The sequence below is a fragment of the Mycobacterium sp. Aquia_216 genome, assembly GCF_026723865.1.
Classification (GTDB): domain Bacteria; phylum Actinomycetota; class Actinomycetes; order Mycobacteriales; family Mycobacteriaceae; genus Mycobacterium.
Genome location: NZ_CP113529.1, coordinates 5,529,661 through 5,549,332 on the forward strand (window position 1 = coordinate 5,529,661; position 19,672 = coordinate 5,549,332).

21 protein-coding genes are annotated in these 19,672 nt (G+C 63.1%); 6 read left to right on the forward strand and 15 right to left on the reverse strand.

The window, feature by feature from the left end; translation table 11 throughout:
- The first annotated feature begins 37 nt into the window (after positions 1–37).
- Positions 38–418, forward strand: a complete 381-nt coding sequence (locus OK015_RS25795; protein ID WP_268133092.1) for a hypothetical protein — start codon at positions 38–40, stop codon at positions 416–418.
- Here OK015_RS25795 and OK015_RS25800 read toward each other — a convergent pair.
- A complete protein-coding gene (locus OK015_RS25800; RefSeq protein ID WP_268127407.1) occupies positions 334–1,035 on the reverse strand; it encodes a TetR/AcrR family transcriptional regulator in 702 nt (233 codons plus the stop codon). The two genes, OK015_RS25795 and OK015_RS25800, sit on opposite strands and share 85 nt — an antisense overlap.
- Before the next feature lie 185 nt (positions 1,036–1,220).
- On the opposite strand from OK015_RS25800, the gene OK015_RS25805 reads away from it, so the two are divergent.
- The gene (locus OK015_RS25805; RefSeq protein WP_268127408.1) at positions 1,221–2,516 is read left to right on the forward strand and encodes a cytochrome P450; all 1,296 of its coding nucleotides are present in this window, start codon (positions 1,221–1,223) and stop codon (positions 2,514–2,516) included.
- Positions 2,517–2,534: 18 nt separating this feature from the next.
- On the opposite strand, the gene OK015_RS25810 is transcribed toward OK015_RS25805, so the two are convergent.
- From OK015_RS25810 to OK015_RS25825, 4 genes are read right to left on the reverse strand one after another with little or no spacing between them, the layout of a single operon-like run.
- Positions 2,535–2,816 (reverse strand): cytochrome C oxidase subunit IV family protein, encoded by a 282-nt coding sequence (locus tag OK015_RS25810; protein WP_268127409.1) that lies wholly within the window; start codon positions 2,814–2,816, stop codon positions 2,535–2,537.
- Between the two features lie 3 nt (positions 2,817–2,819).
- The gene (locus tag OK015_RS25815) at positions 2,820–3,407 is read right to left on the reverse strand and encodes a cytochrome c oxidase subunit 3 family protein (protein ID WP_268127410.1); all 588 of its coding nucleotides are present in this window, start codon (positions 3,405–3,407) and stop codon (positions 2,820–2,822) included.
- Entirely contained in the window at positions 3,407–4,219 is an 813-nt protein-coding gene (locus OK015_RS25820; protein ID WP_268127412.1) for a hypothetical protein, read from the reverse strand. Before OK015_RS25820 ends, OK015_RS25815 begins: the two co-directional genes overlap by 1 nt.
- Positions 4,216–4,998, reverse strand: coding sequence for a hypothetical protein (locus tag OK015_RS25825; RefSeq protein ID WP_442791164.1), 783 nt, complete (start codon positions 4,996–4,998; stop codon positions 4,216–4,218). Before OK015_RS25825 ends, OK015_RS25820 begins: the two co-directional genes overlap by 4 nt.
- Positions 4,999–5,169: 171 nt before the next feature.
- Here OK015_RS25825 and OK015_RS25830 point away from each other — a divergent pair, with 171 nt between their 5' ends.
- A complete protein-coding gene (locus tag OK015_RS25830; RefSeq protein WP_268133094.1) occupies positions 5,170–5,703 on the forward strand; it encodes a TetR/AcrR family transcriptional regulator in 534 nt (177 codons plus the stop codon).
- A gap of 35 nt (positions 5,704–5,738) precedes the next feature.
- Here OK015_RS25830 and OK015_RS25835 read toward each other — a convergent pair whose 3' ends face one another.
- Positions 5,739–6,140: a hypothetical protein gene (locus OK015_RS25835; RefSeq protein ID WP_268127416.1), complete on the reverse strand. Its 402-nt coding sequence runs from the start codon at positions 6,138–6,140 to the stop codon at positions 5,739–5,741.
- A gap of 201 nt (positions 6,141–6,341) precedes the next feature.
- On the opposite strand from OK015_RS25835, the gene OK015_RS25840 reads away from it, so the two are divergent.
- The 3 genes from OK015_RS25840 to OK015_RS25850 all read left to right on the forward strand — a co-directional run bounded on the left by OK015_RS25840 (position 6,342) and on the right by OK015_RS25850 (position 8,382).
- Positions 6,342–7,091 carry a hypothetical protein gene (locus OK015_RS25840; protein ID WP_268127417.1) on the forward strand — a complete coding sequence of 250 codons (750 nt, stop codon included), beginning with the start codon at positions 6,342–6,344 and terminating at the stop codon, positions 7,089–7,091.
- The gene (locus tag OK015_RS25845) at positions 7,088–7,729 is read left to right on the forward strand and encodes a hypothetical protein (RefSeq protein ID WP_268127419.1); all 642 of its coding nucleotides are present in this window, start codon (positions 7,088–7,090) and stop codon (positions 7,727–7,729) included. Before OK015_RS25840 ends, OK015_RS25845 begins: the two co-directional genes overlap by 4 nt.
- A 131-nt stretch (positions 7,730–7,860) precedes the next feature.
- Positions 7,861–8,382 carry a hypothetical protein gene (locus OK015_RS25850; protein WP_268133096.1) on the forward strand — a complete coding sequence of 174 codons (522 nt, stop codon included), beginning with the start codon at positions 7,861–7,863 and terminating at the stop codon, positions 8,380–8,382.
- 76 nt (positions 8,383–8,458) lie between these two features.
- On the opposite strand, the gene OK015_RS25855 is transcribed toward OK015_RS25850, so the two are convergent.
- The 9 genes from OK015_RS25855 to OK015_RS25895 form a co-directional block, all read right to left on the reverse strand.
- Positions 8,459–10,186, reverse strand: coding sequence for an MCE family protein (locus OK015_RS25855; protein WP_268127420.1), 1,728 nt, complete (start codon positions 10,184–10,186; stop codon positions 8,459–8,461).
- Positions 10,187–11,440, reverse strand: coding sequence for an MCE family protein (locus OK015_RS25860; RefSeq protein WP_268127422.1), 1,254 nt, complete (start codon positions 11,438–11,440; stop codon positions 10,187–10,189).
- 101 nt (positions 11,441–11,541) lie between these two features.
- Positions 11,542–12,957, reverse strand: a complete 1,416-nt coding sequence (locus tag OK015_RS25865; RefSeq protein ID WP_268127423.1) for an MCE family protein — start codon at positions 12,955–12,957, stop codon at positions 11,542–11,544.
- The gene (locus OK015_RS25870) at positions 12,954–14,072 is read right to left on the reverse strand and encodes an MCE family protein (RefSeq protein WP_268127426.1); all 1,119 of its coding nucleotides are present in this window, start codon (positions 14,070–14,072) and stop codon (positions 12,954–12,956) included. The genes OK015_RS25865 and OK015_RS25870 overlap by 4 nt, the downstream gene beginning before the upstream one ends.
- Entirely contained in the window at positions 14,072–15,094 is a 1,023-nt protein-coding gene (locus OK015_RS25875) for an MCE family protein (protein WP_268127428.1), read from the reverse strand. The genes OK015_RS25870 and OK015_RS25875 overlap by 1 nt, the downstream gene beginning before the upstream one ends.
- Positions 15,091–16,353: an MCE family protein gene (locus OK015_RS25880; RefSeq protein ID WP_268127430.1), complete on the reverse strand. Its 1,263-nt coding sequence runs from the start codon at positions 16,351–16,353 to the stop codon at positions 15,091–15,093. The genes OK015_RS25875 and OK015_RS25880 overlap by 4 nt, the downstream gene beginning before the upstream one ends.
- A 19-nt stretch (positions 16,354–16,372) precedes the next feature.
- Positions 16,373–17,218, reverse strand: a complete 846-nt coding sequence (locus OK015_RS25885) for an ABC transporter permease (protein ID WP_268127431.1) — start codon at positions 17,216–17,218, stop codon at positions 16,373–16,375.
- A gap of 9 nt (positions 17,219–17,227) precedes the next feature.
- A complete protein-coding gene (locus tag OK015_RS25890) occupies positions 17,228–18,046 on the reverse strand; it encodes an MlaE family ABC transporter permease (protein ID WP_268127433.1) in 819 nt (272 codons plus the stop codon).
- A 360-nt stretch (positions 18,047–18,406) separates the two neighbouring features.
- The gene (locus tag OK015_RS25895; RefSeq protein ID WP_268127435.1) at positions 18,407–19,612 is read right to left on the reverse strand and encodes a CaiB/BaiF CoA transferase family protein; all 1,206 of its coding nucleotides are present in this window, start codon (positions 19,610–19,612) and stop codon (positions 18,407–18,409) included.
- Positions 19,613–19,672 lie beyond the last annotated feature (60 nt).

The following is a 19,672-nucleotide window of genomic DNA, read 5'->3' on the forward strand; positions in this document are numbered from 1 at the left end:
AATGTCGGGAGCCGGGTCGGCGTTGACCCTGGCAGTGCTGTTGGTGGGTGCCGGTCTCACTGTGAATACTCCACGTGCCCATGCCGACCCGGTCATGCATCACGTCAAGTATGCGGTCACCGCGGAGAATCCGATCTACACCGACATCTATTACCTGGACCACCAGCCGGAAAAATTCGCCGATTACAGCCACAACCCGTATTCGTTCACACCGCACGTCGATGTCGATCTCGGGCCGGGCAAGCCGTGGAGTTTCGATCTGGACATGTCGAACCCCGACGATTACGCGATGGTCGTGGCGAGCACGGGCACGGAGCCCGGCACGCCCGGGCTTCACTGCGTTCTGGCGGTGGACGGAGTTGTCGTCGTTTCCAAGGATGGCCTCAAGGGCGTGCTTTGCTCGCTGCGGAACTGGTGAACCACCCACTCCTCCGGTATGCCCGCAACTGGCCGCGGCTCGCCTTCCAGGCGACGCAGATAGCTTTCGACTAATTCGACGGTTTCGGCGTGACCGTTGGAAATGCCGACCGCCTGCTCTAGCACCAGGAATCGCGACAGGCTGGACATGAGCACGGTAATCACCGCCGGCGGCATCTCCACGCTGTCCACGCCGTACTTCTGCAGCGCGGTCGTCACCGCTTGCCGTTGTTCTTCGCGGAAACGTTCGGCGTAATAGGCGATTTCGGCCCGCATCTCCTTGCGGTGATTAGCCAGGGCCATGAATTCCATGGAAATGCGCGTAAATGCGGGATCCGTGCCGAATCGCCACACGGCCCACAGCGGCTGCGGCGACTTCATCAGCTGCGCGTGCACCTCGAGCGCTTCTTCACCGCGGCGGCGGAAGACCTCGAGGAACAACTCCTCCATGGTGCGAAAGTAATAATGCACCAGTTGAGGTTTCAGCCCCGCTTTGTTCGCCAGTCGGCGCGACGTGACGGACGCGTAGCCCTCTTCGATCATCAATCGTTCGGCCGCGTCGAGCAGCAGGCCGCGGTTCTTGGCGTCCGGCGCGCCGATCCTGCGGGCCGATGTCATGCCGCTACTCCGTCCTGGCCGCACTCGCCTGCCGACCACGGGAATCGTAGCGCGGCATGGCGTTGTGACCTTGACCACGACATTACTGCCATGCTAAGCAGGTGCTCAGCAGATTTCGAATCGGGCGACGGTACCCGATGCCGTCGCACATCACCGGTAACCCAGCCCAGGGAGACGCACATCCGATGAGCAGCTACGAGTCGATCGACTTCTTCACCGATCAGTCTCTGGTTCCAGATCCGCACCCCTACTTCGACTATCTGCGCAGCCAGAATCCGGTGCTGCGCCTGCCGCATTACGGGGTCGTCGCCGTCACCGGTTATGCGGAAGCCACCGAGGTCTACAAGGACCCGGAGACCTTCTCCAACATCGTCGCGCTCGGCGGGCCGTTCCCGCCGCTGCCTTTCGAACCCGAAGGCGACGACATCAGCCCGCTGATCGATCAGCACCGCGGTTCGTTTCCGATGAACGAGCACATGGTCACGATGGATCCGCCGGACCATACGAAGGCCCGATCGGTGCTGAGCAGGCTGCTGACGCCGAGCCGGCTCAAGCACAACGAGGAGTTCATGTGGCGCCTCGCCGACCGCCAACTCGACGAGTTCCTCGGCACCGGCGAGTGCGAGTTCATCGCCGAGTACTCCAAGCCGTTCGCCACCTTGGTGATCGCCGATCTGCTCGGCGTTCCCGAGGAGGATCACAAGGAGTTCCGCTCCGTCTTGGGAGCAGACCGTCCCGGCGCCCGGGTCGGGGCACTTGACCACGAATCGGTCGGCATCAACCCATTAGAGTGGCTCGACGACAAATTCTGTTCCTACATCGAGGACCGTCGCAGCAATCCACGCGAGGACGTACTGACCGCGCTCGCGACGGCGAAATATCCAGACGGATCCACTCCAGAGGTCATCGAAATCTCTCGCTCGGCCACGTTCCTTTTCGCCGCCGGACAGGAGACCACGGCCAAACTGCTCAGCGCCGCGCTCCAGGTCATTGGTGACCGCCCCGACATACAACAGGAGCTTCGCGACGACCGCAGCCTGATTCCCGGGTTCATCGAGGAATCCCTGCGCATGGACAGCCCCGTCAAGAGCGACTGCCGGCTGGCCCGCAAGGCCACCTCCGTAGGCGGGGTCGATATCGCCCCGGGCACCGTTGTGATGGTGCTGCCGGGGGCGGCCAATCGCGACCCGCGCCGGTTCGAGAACCCGCACGAGTTCGACATCCGCCGCAAGAATGTCCGCGAGCACATGGCCTTTGCCCGCGGTGTGCACTCCTGCCCGGGCGGACCGCTGGCCCGAGTGGAGGGACGGGTCTCCATCGAACGCATCCTGGATCGGATGCCAGGCATCGAAATCAACGAAGCCCACCACGGGCCGGCCGCCGATCGCCGGTATAACTACGAGCCGACTTACATCCTGCGCGGCTTGAGCGAACTACACCTGTCGTTCACGACCGCAGACGCGGTCGCGCCCGTGGGCTGAACCGCTCCTTGGCGAGTACTAACGGATCTGCAGTCCGACGAAATAACAGCCGAGCATTGCGACGGCCATCATGACCACCCAGGCGTCGGTGAGCCGGCACAGCAAGACCGGGGCGTTTCGCACCTCCATGAACTCACGAAAGATGATGCGCACCTTGATAAGCGCGATCACGATGACGCTCGATGTCACCACCGCACTGGATTTCAGCGACCCGTCGACCGAGTGGTCGATCACCAGGTAACCAAGGGTGAGCGACGCTAGGATCACCCACACCACGAGTAGCCTCTTGTTGAATTTCACTGCTCACCTCACCACGTACAGCAGCGCGAAGATGAGCACCCACAAGAAGTCGACGGTGTGCCAGTAGGTGGCGCAGGTTTCAATGTTTTCCTGGAACTTGCGCTCCCGGCGCGCCGGACTCCGGAGTTGGTAGACGATGACGCCGAGGACGACAAAGCCGATCAGCAGGTGAACGAAGTGGATCCCGGTCAGAAAGAAGTAGTAGGTGAAGAAGTCGTTGCTGTCCAACCCGTTTCCGCTGCCGACCAGCCGGGCCCACTCGAAAACCTTGAAGAAGAGGAACACCGCGGCGAATGCGGCCGTGATGAACACGTCTCGCAGCGCCGCCCGGTACTCGCCGGCGCGCGACGACTGAACACACCGCGCCACCGACCACGAGCTCAGTAGTAAGACGAGGGTGTTGAAAACACCGATGCGCACGTCCAGGTGTGCCTGGGAGTTCACGAAGAGTTCGGCGTTGCGAGCGCGGGCAAACATGTAGAAGCCGAAATACCCTGTGAATACTAAGGTCTCGAACAATACGAACGCCCACATGTCGGGCTGGCCCGGCACGGCCCCGGCGCGTGTGCGCTTCTCGGCCAGGTCGGTCACTACGCAGCCACCTTTTTGCGCGGCAGGTCCGGCAGCCGTCCCGTCCCGAAGTCCTCGCGGCGGATCATCTGAAATAGCATGACAATGAAAGTGACTTGGTAGACGGCGAATACGACCATGTCCAGCCACCAAGCGATTTCGCCATCCCAGGCGAACACGCCGCGCCGGAAGATCCAGCAGGGGGCCACGACCACCTCGGTGAGCGCGTTGCACAGGTTGAGATAGCCGAACCACTTGGGGAATACGCGATTTTTGTCGAGCAGAATCGCAACCATCCAGATCAGCGAGCCGATCAGGAAGACTCCCATGGTCCCGTCGAAGGACAAGAATGCGAAGTCGTAGAGCCAACCAATCGCTTCGGGGTCGCGCTCCGGTCGCAGCGTCCCGACGATCAGCGCAATGTTGAGCAGCATCATGCCGGGAACCGCACTGAGCGAGTAGATGATCAGATACGAATAAGCAAACGCGCGGCTGACCGACATGCGCCGCATCGAATACGCGATCAGGGCATTGTTCGTTGCGATCATGCCGCCGATGGCGAAGATGATGCCGAAACCAAGTGGTATGCCCAGGTGGCGTTCCTGGAACCAGTGGACCTGCGTCGCGCGGTCCCAGGTGGGCTCCGGCGGGGGCTGGACCTGTGCCACGATGAAGAACACCGGGAAGAATAGGTTGTAGAAGACTACGAGTACCGCCCACGCCAGCCAGAGTTCGCGCTTGGGGTTGTGGCGCACGTGCCAGGCGATCCGTCGAGGCAGTGGGCCAGAGGGGGGCGTGGCCGTGCAGGTCGGTGGAGTGATCACCGCACTCATGCGTTGGCCAATTCATCTGGACGCCCGCGGTTTTCGGCGCGCTCGCGATAAACAGCCTGCCCCAAGACCACGCCCATCACCACGATCCAGACGGCGATGGCAACGTTTTTGACCCAGAACGACAGGAAGCCATCCCACGCCAGCGGCCCGGTCAATGACACGCCGACAAAGGCTGCTGGCGTCAGCGCCGCCGCCACGAGAAGGTTGAAGTGGGCCACCCAACGGCTGAATACCGGACGTGGCTGATCATCGAAATAGATTGCCAAGGCGAGGATTACGCTTTGCCCAATCAGAAAAGGCACCAGGATGGTGAAAGTCATCCAGCCGAAGTCGTTGAGCAGCTGAGTCAGCGCCGGGCTGCGCTCGGGACGATAGGCGGCCAGCAGCCAGCAGACGTTGGCGACGAGAAACAATGTCGGGCCACCGGCCACACAACCCAGCATCGCGTAGGAGAAGATCGGCGTCCGATGTGCCATCCGGCGGATCTGCAGCACGATCAGAGCCAGGATCGGGACCAGGCACACGCCGAACCAGTTGAACACGATCATGCTGTATCGGATCTCCGGGATGTGGGCCGGATCCCGATAGAACGCGGCAACCTGCTCCGCCGGCATCGAGGGTGACATCGGCGGATTGAAGCCCGGAAACAGGAAGAAGGCGGCGATCCAGAGGATCACCGTGACGGGCAGCGTCCACAGCAGGATCACCTCACCGTCGGTATCCCGCGCCGACGGCCGCGAACGCCGCGGGCTTTCCGTGTTCTCGCTGCCGTCGGACATTGTCTGACTCCTTCCGGCGCGTACCCGCTCACCAGGTTCGGCTCGTCAGCGAAGCTAGCCGAACGGCTATCCAAGCGTCAATAGCCGCTCGGCTACGCTCTGGGGGTGGTTTCCCCGCCGGCCGGACCCCGGTTCAGCTCCATCAGGCGCACTGCAGCGCAGACGCGCATCATGGATGCGGCGCTGAAACTCATTGCGGACCACGGTGTTGGCGGGACGTCGTTGCAGATGATCGCCGACGCGGTAGGGGTCACCAAGGCGGCGGTCTATCACCAGTTCAATACCAAAGAGCAGATCGTCATCGCGCTGACCGAACGCGAACTCGGGGGTTTGGAAGACGCCCTGGACGCCGCCGAGGCCGAGGACCACCCGCCGCGGGCCCGCGATTTGCTGCTGGACCGGGTCATCGATATCGCCGTCGAACGTCGCGGCGCGGCCAGCACCCTGCAGTTCGACCCGGTCATTGTCCGGTTGCTCGGCGAGCAAGAACCGTTCCAGCAATTCGTGCGTCGCCTCTACCGAGTGCTGGTCGGCGACGCCGGCGACGACAGCCAGGTGCTGGCGGCGATGATGTCGGGGGCCATTGCGGTGGGAGTGGTGCACCCCTTGGTGGCCGGCATCGACGACGAAACACTGCGTTGCCAACTGCGGCGCATCACCCGCCGACTCATCCATCCGGCCGAGATCGAGGTGGCCGCGGACTAAGGGCGGCCATTTCCGAAACGGCTACGCCGTCCTTACTACGTGTCGGCGCGGACCCAGCTCATAATGCCGTCGTGGGCAAAACAGATCAGGAACAGGCCATCGGGCGATTGCGCGACGTAGTTCTGGTAATTCTGGCAGTTGGCGCCTTCGTCCTTGACTCCTGCCATTGGCGGCGACCGGAACCATCGGGGCTGATATCTGCGCGGCGAACCGCAGAACATCAGCCGTCCGGGCTGCGAGGCGAAGGAGACATAATTGTCCGCGACACCAAAGGCGTAATAGGTGGTGTTGTCACACGGCGCTCCGAGGACCTGATGCGGCATGATGCCCGGTGTGCAGTCGGGGTAGTCGCAGACGGTCGGCCCGGCAAAAGATGGCGGCGCCGCCAGCACACCCGCGCCAAGTAACGCGGCAAATAGGGCCACGATTGATCGCACCCGATCACTTTGCCACACCCGAAAAGAAAATTCTCCTAGTTGGAGAAGATCGCCTGAGCAGAATGGTCGTCCGCGCCGGAGAACCCCGAACGCTACTTCGACCCGCCCCCTCACGCGCATGCATTTCCGCATGTAAAGCCCATGAAGGGAGCTGCCCGACTAAGGCATTGAGCCCAGGCCGAAGTGATAAGCTGCTTCTCCGTGCACGATTCGGAGGGCCCTGACGCCCACGTCGACTCCGGCGCGCTAGCGCCCGTCGCGGAACCGGGCACAGAAGACGAAGTTGCCGAGGCCGAAGCCCACGCCGAGGCGGCTCGGGCGCGTCTCGCCCGGCTGCGCCAGGCGGCAGAAACCGGGGACGCGGACAACGACACCGGGTCACGAGACGTCGAGCAGCGCCCCGTTAAGCCGACCCGGAAACGGCTACGGTTCCCCCGTCGTCCCGGGCGTCCGCGGTGGCTTCGCCGCCCAGGGCGGAAATTAATAACTGTCGGCGTCGGCACCGTGCTCGCCTCCGCTTCCCTCGGCGCAAGCGGTTACATGGTGTGGCAGCACCACACCGCGGTGCATAATCGGCAGCTCGCCGCGGAGTTCACTGCTGCTGCCCGGCAAGGGATTACGGCGCTGATGTCGATTGACCCCGATCATGCCAGGGAGGACGTCCAGCGCATGATCGATGCCTCTACGGGCGACCAAAAGAACACGCTGTCAGTGCTGTCAACCCTGATCGTCAAGAAGGCCGAGGACTCGAAGGTCGGCAGCAAGGTCACCGTGGAGGCCGTTTCCGTCGAGTCGTTGAGCGACAATTCGGGAGTCGTGCTCGTGGCGGCGAAAACCGCTCCCACTGGGCCAGATAACGTCAAACCACCACCTGCCCTGTTTCGGCTCAGTGTCAATATGGACCGCGACGGCGGCCAGCTCAAGATGTCGAAAGTTGATTTCCTGCAATGACTGTCGAGCATGGCTCGTCGCTGGACAACACGGAAACGGCGATTGCCAGCACGGAGATTCCGCCCGCCGAGCAGGAGGGGCGGCCACCCGCCGGGGAGGCATCGGCACGCTTGAGCCGGCTCGCAGCGATCCGGCACTGGGCCCGCCGGTGTTGGGCAAGGTGGCTGTCGATAGTCGCGACAACGTTCGTCGTTGCCGCCGTAGGAGTCGCCGCCGGTGTGTACTTCGTTCTGTACCGGCCGGATCAGCGAATCGACGATGCGGCGGCGCACCGGGCAGTGCAGGCGGCGTCCGATGGCGCTGTGGCGGTGTTGTCGTATTCCTACGACCATTTAAATCGCGATTTCGACAACGCGAAATCGCATCTTACCGGCGACTTTCTGACCTACTACAACAAATTCACCGACAATGTCGTCGCGCCGACGGCCCAGCAGGGGCAATTGACGACGACCGCCAAGGTGATTCGGGCGGCAGTTTCGGATTTGCATCCCGATTCCGCCGTCGTGCTGGTTTTCGTCGACCAGACCACGGCAAGCGTGCAAAAGAAAGAACCCGAGAAGACGGGGAGCGCCGTCCTGGTCACGCTGACAAAGGTCAATGGTTCTTGGCTGATCGCGAAATTCGAGCCGGTCGGATGAGTGCGGCAAATCTTGTTCTAACCGTTACCTGGCCGGCCGAAGCGGTGTAACGTCATCGCTCGAGAACGCCGCAACCGATGGCGAAAAGCTGCCAGAGGCACTGTCGGATTATGCGCTTCGAGGAGTACCTGATGCGTTCAGTAAAAGCATTCACCACCGCAACGCTGGTGGCTGCCACTGCATTCAGCGGTTTGGGCACGGCATCCCCAGCCCACGCAACAACCAAGGAAGAAGTGGCTATCAATGGGACGTTCCGCGCCACGTCTATTGGCGATTGGGCCCAGAGAAATGATCAATACTTCGGCGAGCCGACGGTGTACCAGATATGGACCATCAGCTCGACGTGCGTCACATTCCAGGAATGCCACGGCACGGTGACGAGTGACCAGGGATGGACCGCGCCCCTGTACATGAATGATGGGGAGATGTGGAAGGTGAAACGCGAGGTGCCGAATTGGGAGCGGTGTGAAGACGGTACCGCGTTCCCCGGACAGCAGACGTTCTATTTCTTCCCGGTGAACGACAATGGTGGATACCAAGTCGGGTCGCGGACCTTATCCGGCAAGGACAAGACGGTCGGCCCAAGCGGCGCCTGCGGGCAAAACCAGTGGCTTGATATCGCAATGCCGTTGCGCCTCGACCAGCTGAGCTGACCGGGCGGTCGTCGAGTCAGGCTCCCTTCCCCGCAAGCGGGCGGCACCCTATGTCGGGCATGGTCGAAGGGCGACTTCAGGTGGGAAGCATGTCCTTCCACGTCTTCGGCGCCTTCGAGGTCGCGAGATCCGACTGCTCGTACAACTTCCCGTCCGGACCGACATAACGACCGGTGTGCGGATCGTACTGTGCCACCACGACCGACGGCGCAGGCTTGGATGCCTTGGCTCCGAACGAGCTTGGCGCAGCCTGGGGCTGTCCACCGTCGGCCTGATCCTGTGCTGCCGGGGCGGGCGGTGGCGGCGGTGGCGCGGGAAGTTCGCCCGGTAACGGCACGTCGAGTGGTGCGATGGACGGAAGCTCAGCCGACATTCGCGAGAAGGGTGCCAGCGTCGGTCCCGACGACGGCACGGGGGGAACAGCTGCTCCGACCGTGCCCGGTGGTGGATTTTCTCCCCGCGGCCCCGCGGGTGTGCCGCGCGGCACCGCTCCCGGCGGCAGCGGTGTTCCCTCCACCGGGCCGAAGATTCTGTCGTTGCCGGTAATCCGGTCATCGGGCGGGACGCCCTGGGCAAGCAGGTTCGGATCCAGCGGGTAGGGACCGAGAGTGTGCTGGCGCATCGCCAGCGGCATGAACGGCTTGTCGCTGTTGCAGATTTCGACGGTAGGCGCGCGCTTACCCGGGTGACCCATGCATGGATAGTTGCGGGCACCGCGGACCGCGAGCGGTGAATCCTGCGGGAGTTTGCAATACAAACCGTCCGGTGTATCGATGTCGCTCAGGTCGTCCGGGGATCGCCAGGTGTTGGGTGGCATGAAGCCGACCGTACAAATAGGCGGATCGTCGATCGTGAGTGCGAAGTCGCCCCAGGCCTTACCGTCGGGATGGTTTTCGCCCTGAGCGGCCTGCTCGATAGCGACCGCGGACGGCAGCAACACCAGCAGCTGCTCGATCGACGGGTGATAGGTGATACCGATCTGCCCGATGGTAGTCAGGTTTGCGAGCAGCACCGGCAGCGTTGGTTTTATTTGTTCGAGAAGCCGGGACGCCTCGTTCGCAGCATCAGGACCATTTTGGAGGATAGTCCGGAAGTGGGAATCGTTGTTCGCCAACACATCTGAGATCCCGGCGAAGCTACGTGCCCACGTCCTGATCGAATCGGTGGTGCGTGCCTGGGTATCCAAGAGCGGCCCAGTGTCTTCGGTGAGGGCTCGGGTGCGATCGACGACGCTGTTGGAATCGCGGGACAGTGTCTCTGAGGAATCGAGCAGCGACCCCAGGTCGTAGCCGGTGCCGTTGAAGCCCTGGAAGGTCTCGTCGAGCAATTGGCCGAGTTTGGACTTCGGGATGCTGCCGACCAAGGCGTTGACCTGCTCGAGCATCGGTCCGACCGCCTGCGGAATAGTCGTGTCGCGCATGGCGATAACCGAGCCGTCGTGCAGGTACGGCGGCGAATCGGTTCTGGGCCGCAAGTCCACATACTGTTCACCCACCGCGGAGACACTGAGCACCGCTGCCGTCAGGTCTGCAGGCACCTTGGGTGAAGTGTTAAGCGACAGCGTCGCTTTCGCGCCGGTCGGCGTCAAACCCACTGAAGTGACCTTGCCGACCTGAACCCCACGGTAAGTCACGTTGGAAAACTGGTACAGGCCGCCGGTCGCCGGCAACTCCAGCGTCACGGTCATCCGGCCGATGCCCAGCAGGGTCGGCGCTTGGATGTAGAAGAGGACCATCGCGATCACGCCAAGGGTCCCGACGATCGTGAAGATCGCCAACTGGATCCGAACGAAGCGCGTCAGCATCTATCCACCGCCTCCCGTCGGTGCGGTTGCCGGCGGCGCTTGACCAAGATCCGCGTCAGGCACCGGTGCCGGTGGCGGGCCAGGCAGCGGGACCGCACCCGGTGGCGGGCCAGGAAGCGGGATACCCGGCGGCGGCCCGGGCAGGGGAAGCGCATTGGGATCGACCCACGGCGGCCGCACGGGGTTATGCAGAGGATCGAGGGTGTAATTCATGCGATACGGCTCCCCGGGCAGCGGCGGTATGGGCTCGTCCAGCTGCCCCCAGTGGGTTCCTAGCAGCAATCCCTTCTTGAGCCGTGGAATCGAGATGTCAAGATCGACATGCAGATTGAAGTAGTCGCCTCGGACCGCGCGGTCGACGAAGTTCTGGGTGAACGGGAACACGAACCCGGCCGCGATCGCCACGCCCAGCTCCGGTCCGACGTCGGCGAGCGCTTTGATGGTCGGCTCCAGGTTTTTGAGGTTCTTGACCAGGTCGGCCTGGGTGTCGTTGACCAACCGGGTGGCGGTATTGCTGAACACCCGAAGGTGCTCCAGAGCGGCCGTCAGGCGCGGGCGCTCCTTGAGCAACACATCAAGCGCGGGCGGAATCTTGTGCAGCGCCTCGGTGATGACGTCGCGTTGACCGGCGAAGGTGGCCGCAAGCCGGTTCAGCGCCTCAATCGAGTCAACGAGGTTATCCCGCTGATCATCCAGAGTTCCCACGAACGTGTCGAGGCGAGTAATCAGATCACGAAACGCGCCCTCGTGCCCCGACAGGGCGGCCGAGAAATTATGGACGATCTCCCCGATCTGTCCCAGCCCCCCGCCGTTGACGACCGCGCCCAGCGACGACAGCGTCTGCTCCGTCGACGGGTAGGCGGTCGACCGGCTCAGCGGGATGGTCGCCCCCGGCTGCAGCCGCCCGCTTCCCGACTGGCCCAGCGGCGTATTGAGCTCCACATGCATCGAGCCCAGCAGGCTGGTCTGACCGACAGTGGCTATCACGTTGGCCGGCACGACGACATCGCGCTTGACCGAGATCTCGACGTCGGCGTGCCAACCTTGCACCCGCATCGCACCGACACTGCCGACCACGACATCGTCGATCATCACCGGCGAATTCGATTCCATCGTCCCGACATTCGGCAGCTCGACGTGGTAGACGTTAGCCCCCGGCCCACGGCCGACCGCCCCCGGCAGCGGTAGCGAATTCAGGCCATGGAATGCGCATCCCGTCGCCGACAACACCACACAACAACCGATGGTGACCACCCGCCGAACCAAGCCTGATGGCCCAGCTTTCCCCCGCCAGCGGGAGGCACCCCCACCTCGGGCCGAGCGCCCGCATGGTCGCAGGGCCGCCATCCGGGCGATCATTGTTGTGGCCCATCGGCCGGTAACAGCATGTCCGACGCGCCGAACGCCGGTGGCGGTGGTGGCGGCATCGGTGTCGACGGCGGGGGCGGGAGCGGCATCGCGGCTCCCGGTATTGGGCCCAGGGGCACCGACCCCGGCGGTCCCACCGGATCACCCGGCAGGCCGGTATATGCCGACACCGCGGGCGGGATCTCGGCCGGTCCGGGCTTCGGGCCCGCGCCGCCGGGCGCCAAGCGCGGTTCGGTGTAGAGGATCTTGGACGGGTCGACGGACTTCTGCAGGGCAAAGTTGATCGGAAGTGGCGAGTTATTGAAGTTGAGCAATCGCAATCCGGGACCCATGAACAGGGCGCACAGCTTGCCCGATTCGACCGCGGTAACGTTCTCGATGGCGCCGATTTGGTCGCAGCCCGGTATGGACAGCAGAAGCTGACCCCCCCACGTGGGATTCGCGAAGTTCATCAGCCCGAACCCTCCCACGATCGTTCCGGTGTCGGCGTTGTAATCGTTGAAGAAGTTGCCGAGAGCGTTCGGCGCGCCGTGCAGGATGTTTTCCAGGGCCATGTGGTGATCGACCAGGTTCTGCGTGACGTCGGCCAGCCTGGCAATTTGCTCGCTGGTCTGATTGCGAGTCCCGGCGATGAATCGCTGCACCTCTCCGACCGCCGTCGACAAATCCGTAAGCGCCGCGTCCAGATCGGATTTGCTGTCGTTCACCACGCTGGTGAGCGTGGCCAGCCGGTCGTTGAACTGCACGATCTGGACGTTGCTGTCACGTAGCGCGCCGACGAAGGTCTGCAAGTTCTTGATGATGTCGACGATGTTGCCGCTACCGTTGGCGAGGATCCGGGCCACCCCTGACAGTTGACCGAGGGTTTGCCGCAGCTTGTCGCCGTTACCATCTAGAGCATTGGCGGCGCTGTCGATGAAACGACCGACGGACGTGCCCGATACCCCACTCTTGGGCCCCAGATCCGTTGCCAGACGCATCAACTGGGTTTTGACCTCGTCCCACTCGACCGGCACCGCAGTCCGTTCGACCGGTATAACTGCCCCATCGCGCATTACCGGCCCACTATCGCGATATGCCGGTGAGAGCTGGACGTAGCGGGCAGACACCAGATTCGAGGCGACGATAATCGCCTTCGCGTCCGCCGGAATGGGCACGTCGCGGTCGACCTCGAGGGTCATCTTGGCCTGTGTGCCTTGCGGCTGAATGGATTTGATGTTGCCGACTTTGACGCCCGACACCCGCACCTCGTCGCTGGGGTAGATCGCGGTGGTGGTGGTGAAGTAGGCGGTTATCGTCCGTGGGCCGAAGACCGTATTACGGACGACCACGGCCACGCCGGCAAGGATCAGCACGACCAGGACAACCGCCGCTACGGCCGCCAGCCTTTTGCGCGGGATCATTGCGATCCTCCGACCCTGCCGCCCAACGTGCAGCCAGGGCATGCCGGAACAGCGTTGTACGGCCAGGGAGTCAACGACCGAGGTACCGGCGACGGGAAGCCGGGACCGCGAGAAGTGTCGAAGGTACGGAATCCCCAGAGGTAGTCGAACAACGGCTGGAAGAGTTGCGGGGCAAGGAAGTTCGGGACGAACGCCGAGTAGGCGTACATGCTGGCGATCCCCTCACCGACGGTGATCTCGAATTTGGCGAGACCCGGCAGCGCTTTGGCGATGTTGTCGCGGTTCTTCTCCAGCACGCCGGTCACCCTGTTCAGCCTCTCCAGCGTCGGTGCCAACGTGCTTTCGTTGTCGTGCACCAACGCCGTTAGCTGCTTGGCCACCACCGACGTGTTGGCCAGCAGGTCCACGATTTCTTGTCGCCGCGCCACCAGGACTTGGAGCAGAGAATCGGAGTTGAGGATGAGCTTGTTGACCTGTTGGCTGCGTTCGGAAAGAACCCCGGTGACATCGCTGGCGCTCTTGAACAAGTCGCCCAGGTTCTTGTTACGGCTGTTGAGGGTGCGTGACAACCGCGTGAGTGCGTCGAACGCCGGCCCCATTTGGGGTGCGAGCTGATCGAGTGTCGCCGACAGCGTGTCCAACGACTGATTCAGCGCCGTGGTGTTGGTTCCAGCGGTGTCCGACGTAAGGTCGCTGACCGCTTCCGTCAACGAATAGGGCGAGGACGTCCGCGAGACCGGGATGAGAGCCATCGGATGCAGCGTGCCGCCGCCTGCGGACTCCAACGTCAACATCCGCTCACCCAGCAGCGAACCGGTGCGAATGTGCGCGGTGGTCTCCGACCCGAGCAGGACGTCGCCCTTCATCGCGAACGTCAACAGGGCATCGCCGTGCCGCAGCGACACATCCGACACCGTGCCGACCTTCATCCCCGACACGATCACGGGGTTGCCGGCCGCAATGCCGCCGGCCTCCGAAAACAGCGCCTGGTACCTGACCATCGTCGCCCACGCAACGAACCGATCGGGCGATAGGCCCACCAGGATGACCATCACCGCCAGGATGACGCCGATGAGTCCGGCCTTGACCCGCCCGCCTCCGCGATACTTGAGCATTAGGGTTCTGTGCACCTTCCTGCATCTGACCTAAAGATATTGGAGTGCACCGTCCTGCCCTGAAGATCCGTGCCGCGGAGCTCCAGCTGGCAGAGGTAGTACGGGATGGTGGCCCCGGCTACGCCGAGTCGGACCAGCTTGCGGTAGTTCTTGGGCGCCTTCCCGATTGCGGCGTCGAGGCGGTCCTTGTCGCCATCGAGTATCGGCGCCAGCCGATTCAACTGAGCTATGGTGCCGGACAGCGGCGGCCGCGCGCTGGCCAGCAGATCTGCCAGCGACGCTGTTCCCTTGTCGAGGGCGTCAATGGCAGACCCGATGGTGTTGCGGTCCTCCGACAGCCCGCTGATCAGCTGCTCGAGGCGATCCACGGCACCGGAGAACTGTTTACCGTCCTTGGCAACCGTGCCGACCACGATGTTGAGGTTGTCGATCAGTTGCTGCACGGTTTGATCGTTGTCGGCCAAGGCATTTGAAAACGAGGTCGCCTTGGTGAACAGCGACTCGAGTGTCCCGCCTTGACCCTGGAACACCTGCAACAACCCGGAGGTGAGCGCGTTGACATCGCGCGCATTCAGGCCCTGGGTAACGGGTTTCAGTCCACCGAGCAGCAGATCGAGGTCAAGTGCCGGTGCGGTGCGGCTGACGGGAATCTGACCGCCGGCCGCCAGATGCCTGGTTGCCCCCGGACCGTCGATCAGTTCGAGGTAGCGGTCGCCCACGAGGTTGAGGTAGCGGACCGCCGCCCTGGTGCCCTCGGTGAGGACGACGTTGCGGTCGGCGTCGAACTTCACCACAACTTTTTTGTCCGGCTGCAAGGAAACGCTATCGACGGTGCCCACCCGGATCCCGGCGACCCGCACCGACTGACCCGGCTTGAGACGCGACACGTCGGTGAACACGGCCGAATACTCGGTCGTCGAACCCGTCCGGTACTGGCCGAAGATGAAGAACAGGGAGGCGGTAAGAATCGCCATCACGACCGCGAAGGCCGCGAACTTGATCAGCGTGGCGCGCGTTCTCATCCCTGTTGTCCGATCTGAGCGGGGTTGCGCGGGGGACCGGCGATCGGCCCGTACAACAACTGCTTGAGGAGGTCGGAGTTGAGCAGCACCTGCGGGTTTCCGTACCCCACCGGGTTGGCGCCGATATCGGTAATCAATTGCGGCGGGTTCGTGTTGAACGGCAGCTTCGGCAGACCCACGCACTGGGGGCCGCCCGTCGCCGCAACCTTGGGCAGGTTCGTCGGATACCGATAGCGTTCGGCGCCCAACGTGAGGCTGGCCGATATGTTGATGCTCGGCTCCGACAGTGGGGCACCGTGCCCAATCTGTATAAGCCCGGCGAAACTGCAGGTAAGCGCTTCGTGGTACTCGTTGGTCAGATCGGTGGTCGGCACCAGCAGATGCATCACATCCGTCAGTGGTTGGCGATTCGCCGACAAGACGTCGTTGCCGATATCGGCCAAGCCGATCGCGCTGATCAGCAATGCATCCAGGTTGCGCTGCTCATCGACGATCGTCTTGCTGATCCGGGTCGCGTTAGCCGCGGTCTTCACCAGGTCCGGTGCCGCGTCGGCGTAGGCGTTGGCCACCACCGGTAAGACTGCGAGGTCATGCCTGAATGCGGGAAGACTCGGCTCCAGCCTGGCCAGAAATGAATCCAAGTCGGTCAGGGATTGGCCGAGCTTGGGACCTCGCCCGCTGAACGCTTGCGCCAGGGCACCCAGTGACTCGTTGAGCTTCGGCGGGTCGATCTGGGCCAGAACCGACACCAATTGCTGGAACACCGTGTTGATTTCAACCATGACGTGCTGGCCCTGCAGGGTCTGACCACCGTGTAGCCGCTGCGCCGAGGGTTGGGCAGGTTCTACCAGCTGGACGGACTTCGCGCCGAACACCGTCGATGACGCGATGTCGACCAGCACGTTGCCGGGGATGAAGCGCAATTGCGAGGGGTCCATCGCCAAGTGAATGGCCGCTTGGCCGTTGGGCAGCGATTCGATCGAAGCGACCCTGCCCACCTGCACGCCGCGCATCTTGACCTTGGCGTCCGGGTTCATGACCAGGCCGGCTCGTTGCGAAATCACAGTCACCGGAACGGTTTCGGTAAAGGATCCCTGAAACAGACCCACCGCCAACGCGAAAATCAAGCAAATGACGACGACGGTGATCAGTCCGATCAGGGGTGGCAGGTAATTCCGTCCGCCCGGCGGCCGGGCATGGCCGGCGCGCGGGGGTCGGCCGGCGATCGCGCCGCGACCCGCTGGTGCACTCTGCGTCACTGCCCTTCCACCTCCTCTGCTAACCGGACAGGTTGAAGTTGCCGTTGGAACCGTAAATAGAAAGTGAGATCAGCAGCGTCACCGACACCACGACGATGAGCGAGGTGCGCACCGCGTTACCAGTCGCGTTGCCGACACCGGCCGGGCCGCCCGCGGCGAAATACCCGTAATAGGTGTGGATTAGCAGGATGGTGAGCGCCATCAGGACGGCCTGCAGGAACGACCACAACAAGTCGATCGGGTTCAGGAACGTGTCGAAATAGTGTTGGTACAAACCCTGCGACTGTCCGAGCAAGAACGTCGTGGTGAACTCACTGGCCACGAACGACAGGATTACGGCGATGCTGTACAACGGCGTGATGGCCAGCATTCCCGCCAGGATCCTGGTGCTCACCAAATAGGCAACCGGCCGAATGGCCATGGCCTCTAACGCATCGACTTCTTCATTGATCCGCATGGCGCCCAGCTGAGCAGTCACCCCGGCGCCGAAGGTGGCCGCCAGACCGATCCCGGCGACCACCGGTGCCGCGATACGCACGTTGATGAACGCGGCCAGAAAGCCCGTCAGCGCCTCGATGCCGATATTGCCCAGCGAGGTGTAACCCTGAATGGCCAGGGTGCCGCCCGCCGCCAGCGTCAGGAAGCCGACGATCACGACGGTCCCGCCAATCATCGCCAAAGTGCCCGCGCCCATGCTGATCTCGGCAATCAGTCGAATGACTTCGCGCCTGTGATGAGTAGCTGCAAACGGGATCCCGGCGAGCGCTCTACCGTAAAACAGAGCATGGTCGCCGATCCGGCCCAACGCTGCAACCGGCCTCTCGAATTGGCGGCTCAATCGCGGATATACAGCCCTCAGCGCCATTGACAGCCCCTACTTCGCCGTCATCTTGATGCCAATCGCGGTGACAACGACGTTGACGACGAACAGGGACATGAAGGCATAGACCACGGTTTCGTTTACCGCGTTGCCAACGGCCTTAGCGCCCCCACCGGTGATCGACAGGCCCCGATAGCAGGCGACCAAGCCGGCGATGAGGCCGAAAAGGGCTGCCTTGACGCACGAAATGATCACCTCGGGCACGCCGGTGAGCAAGGTGATACCCGCGGCGAACGCGCCGGGATTGACGTCTTGCACGAATACCGAAAAGACGTAGCCACCAACGACTCCGATGATGACCACAAGGCTGTTGAGCAAAAACGCCACCAACCCAGAAGCCAACATGCGCGGTGTGACCAGCCGCTGCACCGGGTTGATGCCCAGCACCTCCATCGCGTCGATTTCCTCGCGAATGGTTCGCGACCCCAGATCCGCGCACATTGCTGTAGCACCTGCGCCCGCCACGATCAAAACCGTGACCAACGGGCCGAGCTGGGTTACTGCACCGAATGCGGCACCCGCACCGGATAGATCCGCCGCGCCCAGTTCGCGCAAGAGGATGTTGAGCGTGAAGCTGACGAGGACGGTAAACGGGATCGCTACCAGCAAGGTGGGAGCCAGGGCCACCCGAGCGACAAACCAGGACTGCTCCAAGAACTCCCGCCACTGGAATGGCCGGACGAACACGAACTTGACCGCGTCGGCCGACATCGCGAACAAGGCTCCGACCGCCTGCATGGGCCCCGCGATGTCCCATTTCAGTTTCAGCGCAGGCAATCCCGCCGACCAGCGCTCGCCGCCCTTAACCGCCATGGGCCTCAGACCTTCCCGCCGTAACGAGACTGGCAGTCTTGTTTTTGCCGAACGGCTGTCGTAAAGTGGAGCGAACCGGCTGCCGAAAGTGTGTGCCGCCGTTGGCGAAACGTTCACCGAACAGGCATGCGGCATCGCGACCCAATACGACAACGGCGACCAACCTCACGCCGGTCCTCCGTTCTGTCGCGAGAGAAGCGTCCGGACATTGTGACTCATGCCACGTCCAGGTGGAGCAAAAATCGCGCAACCGTTATCGAATGGCTGGTAGCCGCCGCACCCGGACAGGGCGGGCGGGTCTGAATGAACGTGATATTCGGCTTCGGCAATTGAGGGCTGCTCCGCTTCTTCGTGACTGTGTTACGTGACGGCGCCAGCCGTCTTGAGCTCGATAATGCGGTCCCAGTCGAGTCCCAATTCCAGCAGGATCTCGTCGGTTTGCTCCGCGAATCCGGGTGCGGGCCCGGTTTGCGGTGCGGTCACGTCGAACTGGACCGGGTTGGCGACCAGATCGAGTTCGCCTGCCCGGACAACGTATTCGTTGGCCCGGATCTGCGAGTCATCGGCTGCCTGCAAGGTGTCCTGAACCGGCGCCCACGGCCCGGCCAGCGTGGCAAAGCGTTCGCTCCACTCGGCAAGCGTGCGGGTTGCGATCACCTTGGTCAAGATCTCAACTGCTTCTGCTGTATTGGCGGTGATCTGCTCGATGGTGGCGAACCGCGGATCGTCGACCAGCTCCGGCAGGTCGACGTGCCGGCACACGTCCGCCCAGAACTTCGTCGGTTGCATCATCACGAAGGAGATGTAGCGACCATCCGATGTTGTGTACAGCCCCACCAACGGGTTGTTGGGTGCGCCGTGCACGCCGGGTGGTGGCGCCTCCAGTCGTTGGTTGAGGTGCTTGGTCAACGCGACGGTGTGGCCTAGCGACCACAGTCCGCTGCCCAGCAGCGACACGTCGACCACGGAGGGTTCGCCGGTGCGCTCGCGCTTGAGCAACGCCGCCGCTATGCCTCCCGCCAAGTTCGTGCCGGAGATGGTGTCGCCGTAGGCGGGTCCCGGTGGCGCGATCATGCCGGGCATTCCCATCGGAGTGATGGTGGCGGCTGTTCCGGCCCGGCACCAGAAGGCGGTCATGTCGTAGCCCCCCTTGGTCGCCTCTTCACCGCGCGGTCCCAGCGCACTGCCCCGCGCATAGATGATCGAGGGGTTCACCGCCCGGATGTCGTCGACGTCGATACCGAACTTCTGCCGGGCACCAGGCAGGAAGCTCGTCAAGAACACGTCCGAGCGGCGGGCCAATTCGTAGAGCACTTCCTTGCCTTCGGGAACCGACATGTCGAGTCCGACACTGCGCTTGCCGCGGTTCGCGTGCTCGATGTTGGGGTTCGGATCGCCTTCGACGCGCAACATGCCGGTCTGCCGAAGTCCACGCTGCGGATCGCCCGTCACCGCATGCTCGACTTTGACGACGTCGGCGCCCCATTCGGCCAACACGGCGCCCGCCGACGGGACGAACCCGTACATGGCGACTTCCAGAACGCGAATGCCCTCCAACGGCCTCATTTGTTGCCTCCCATCACCGCTGAGCCGGTCGTATCCACAGCGCCCGACACTGTGACCTGG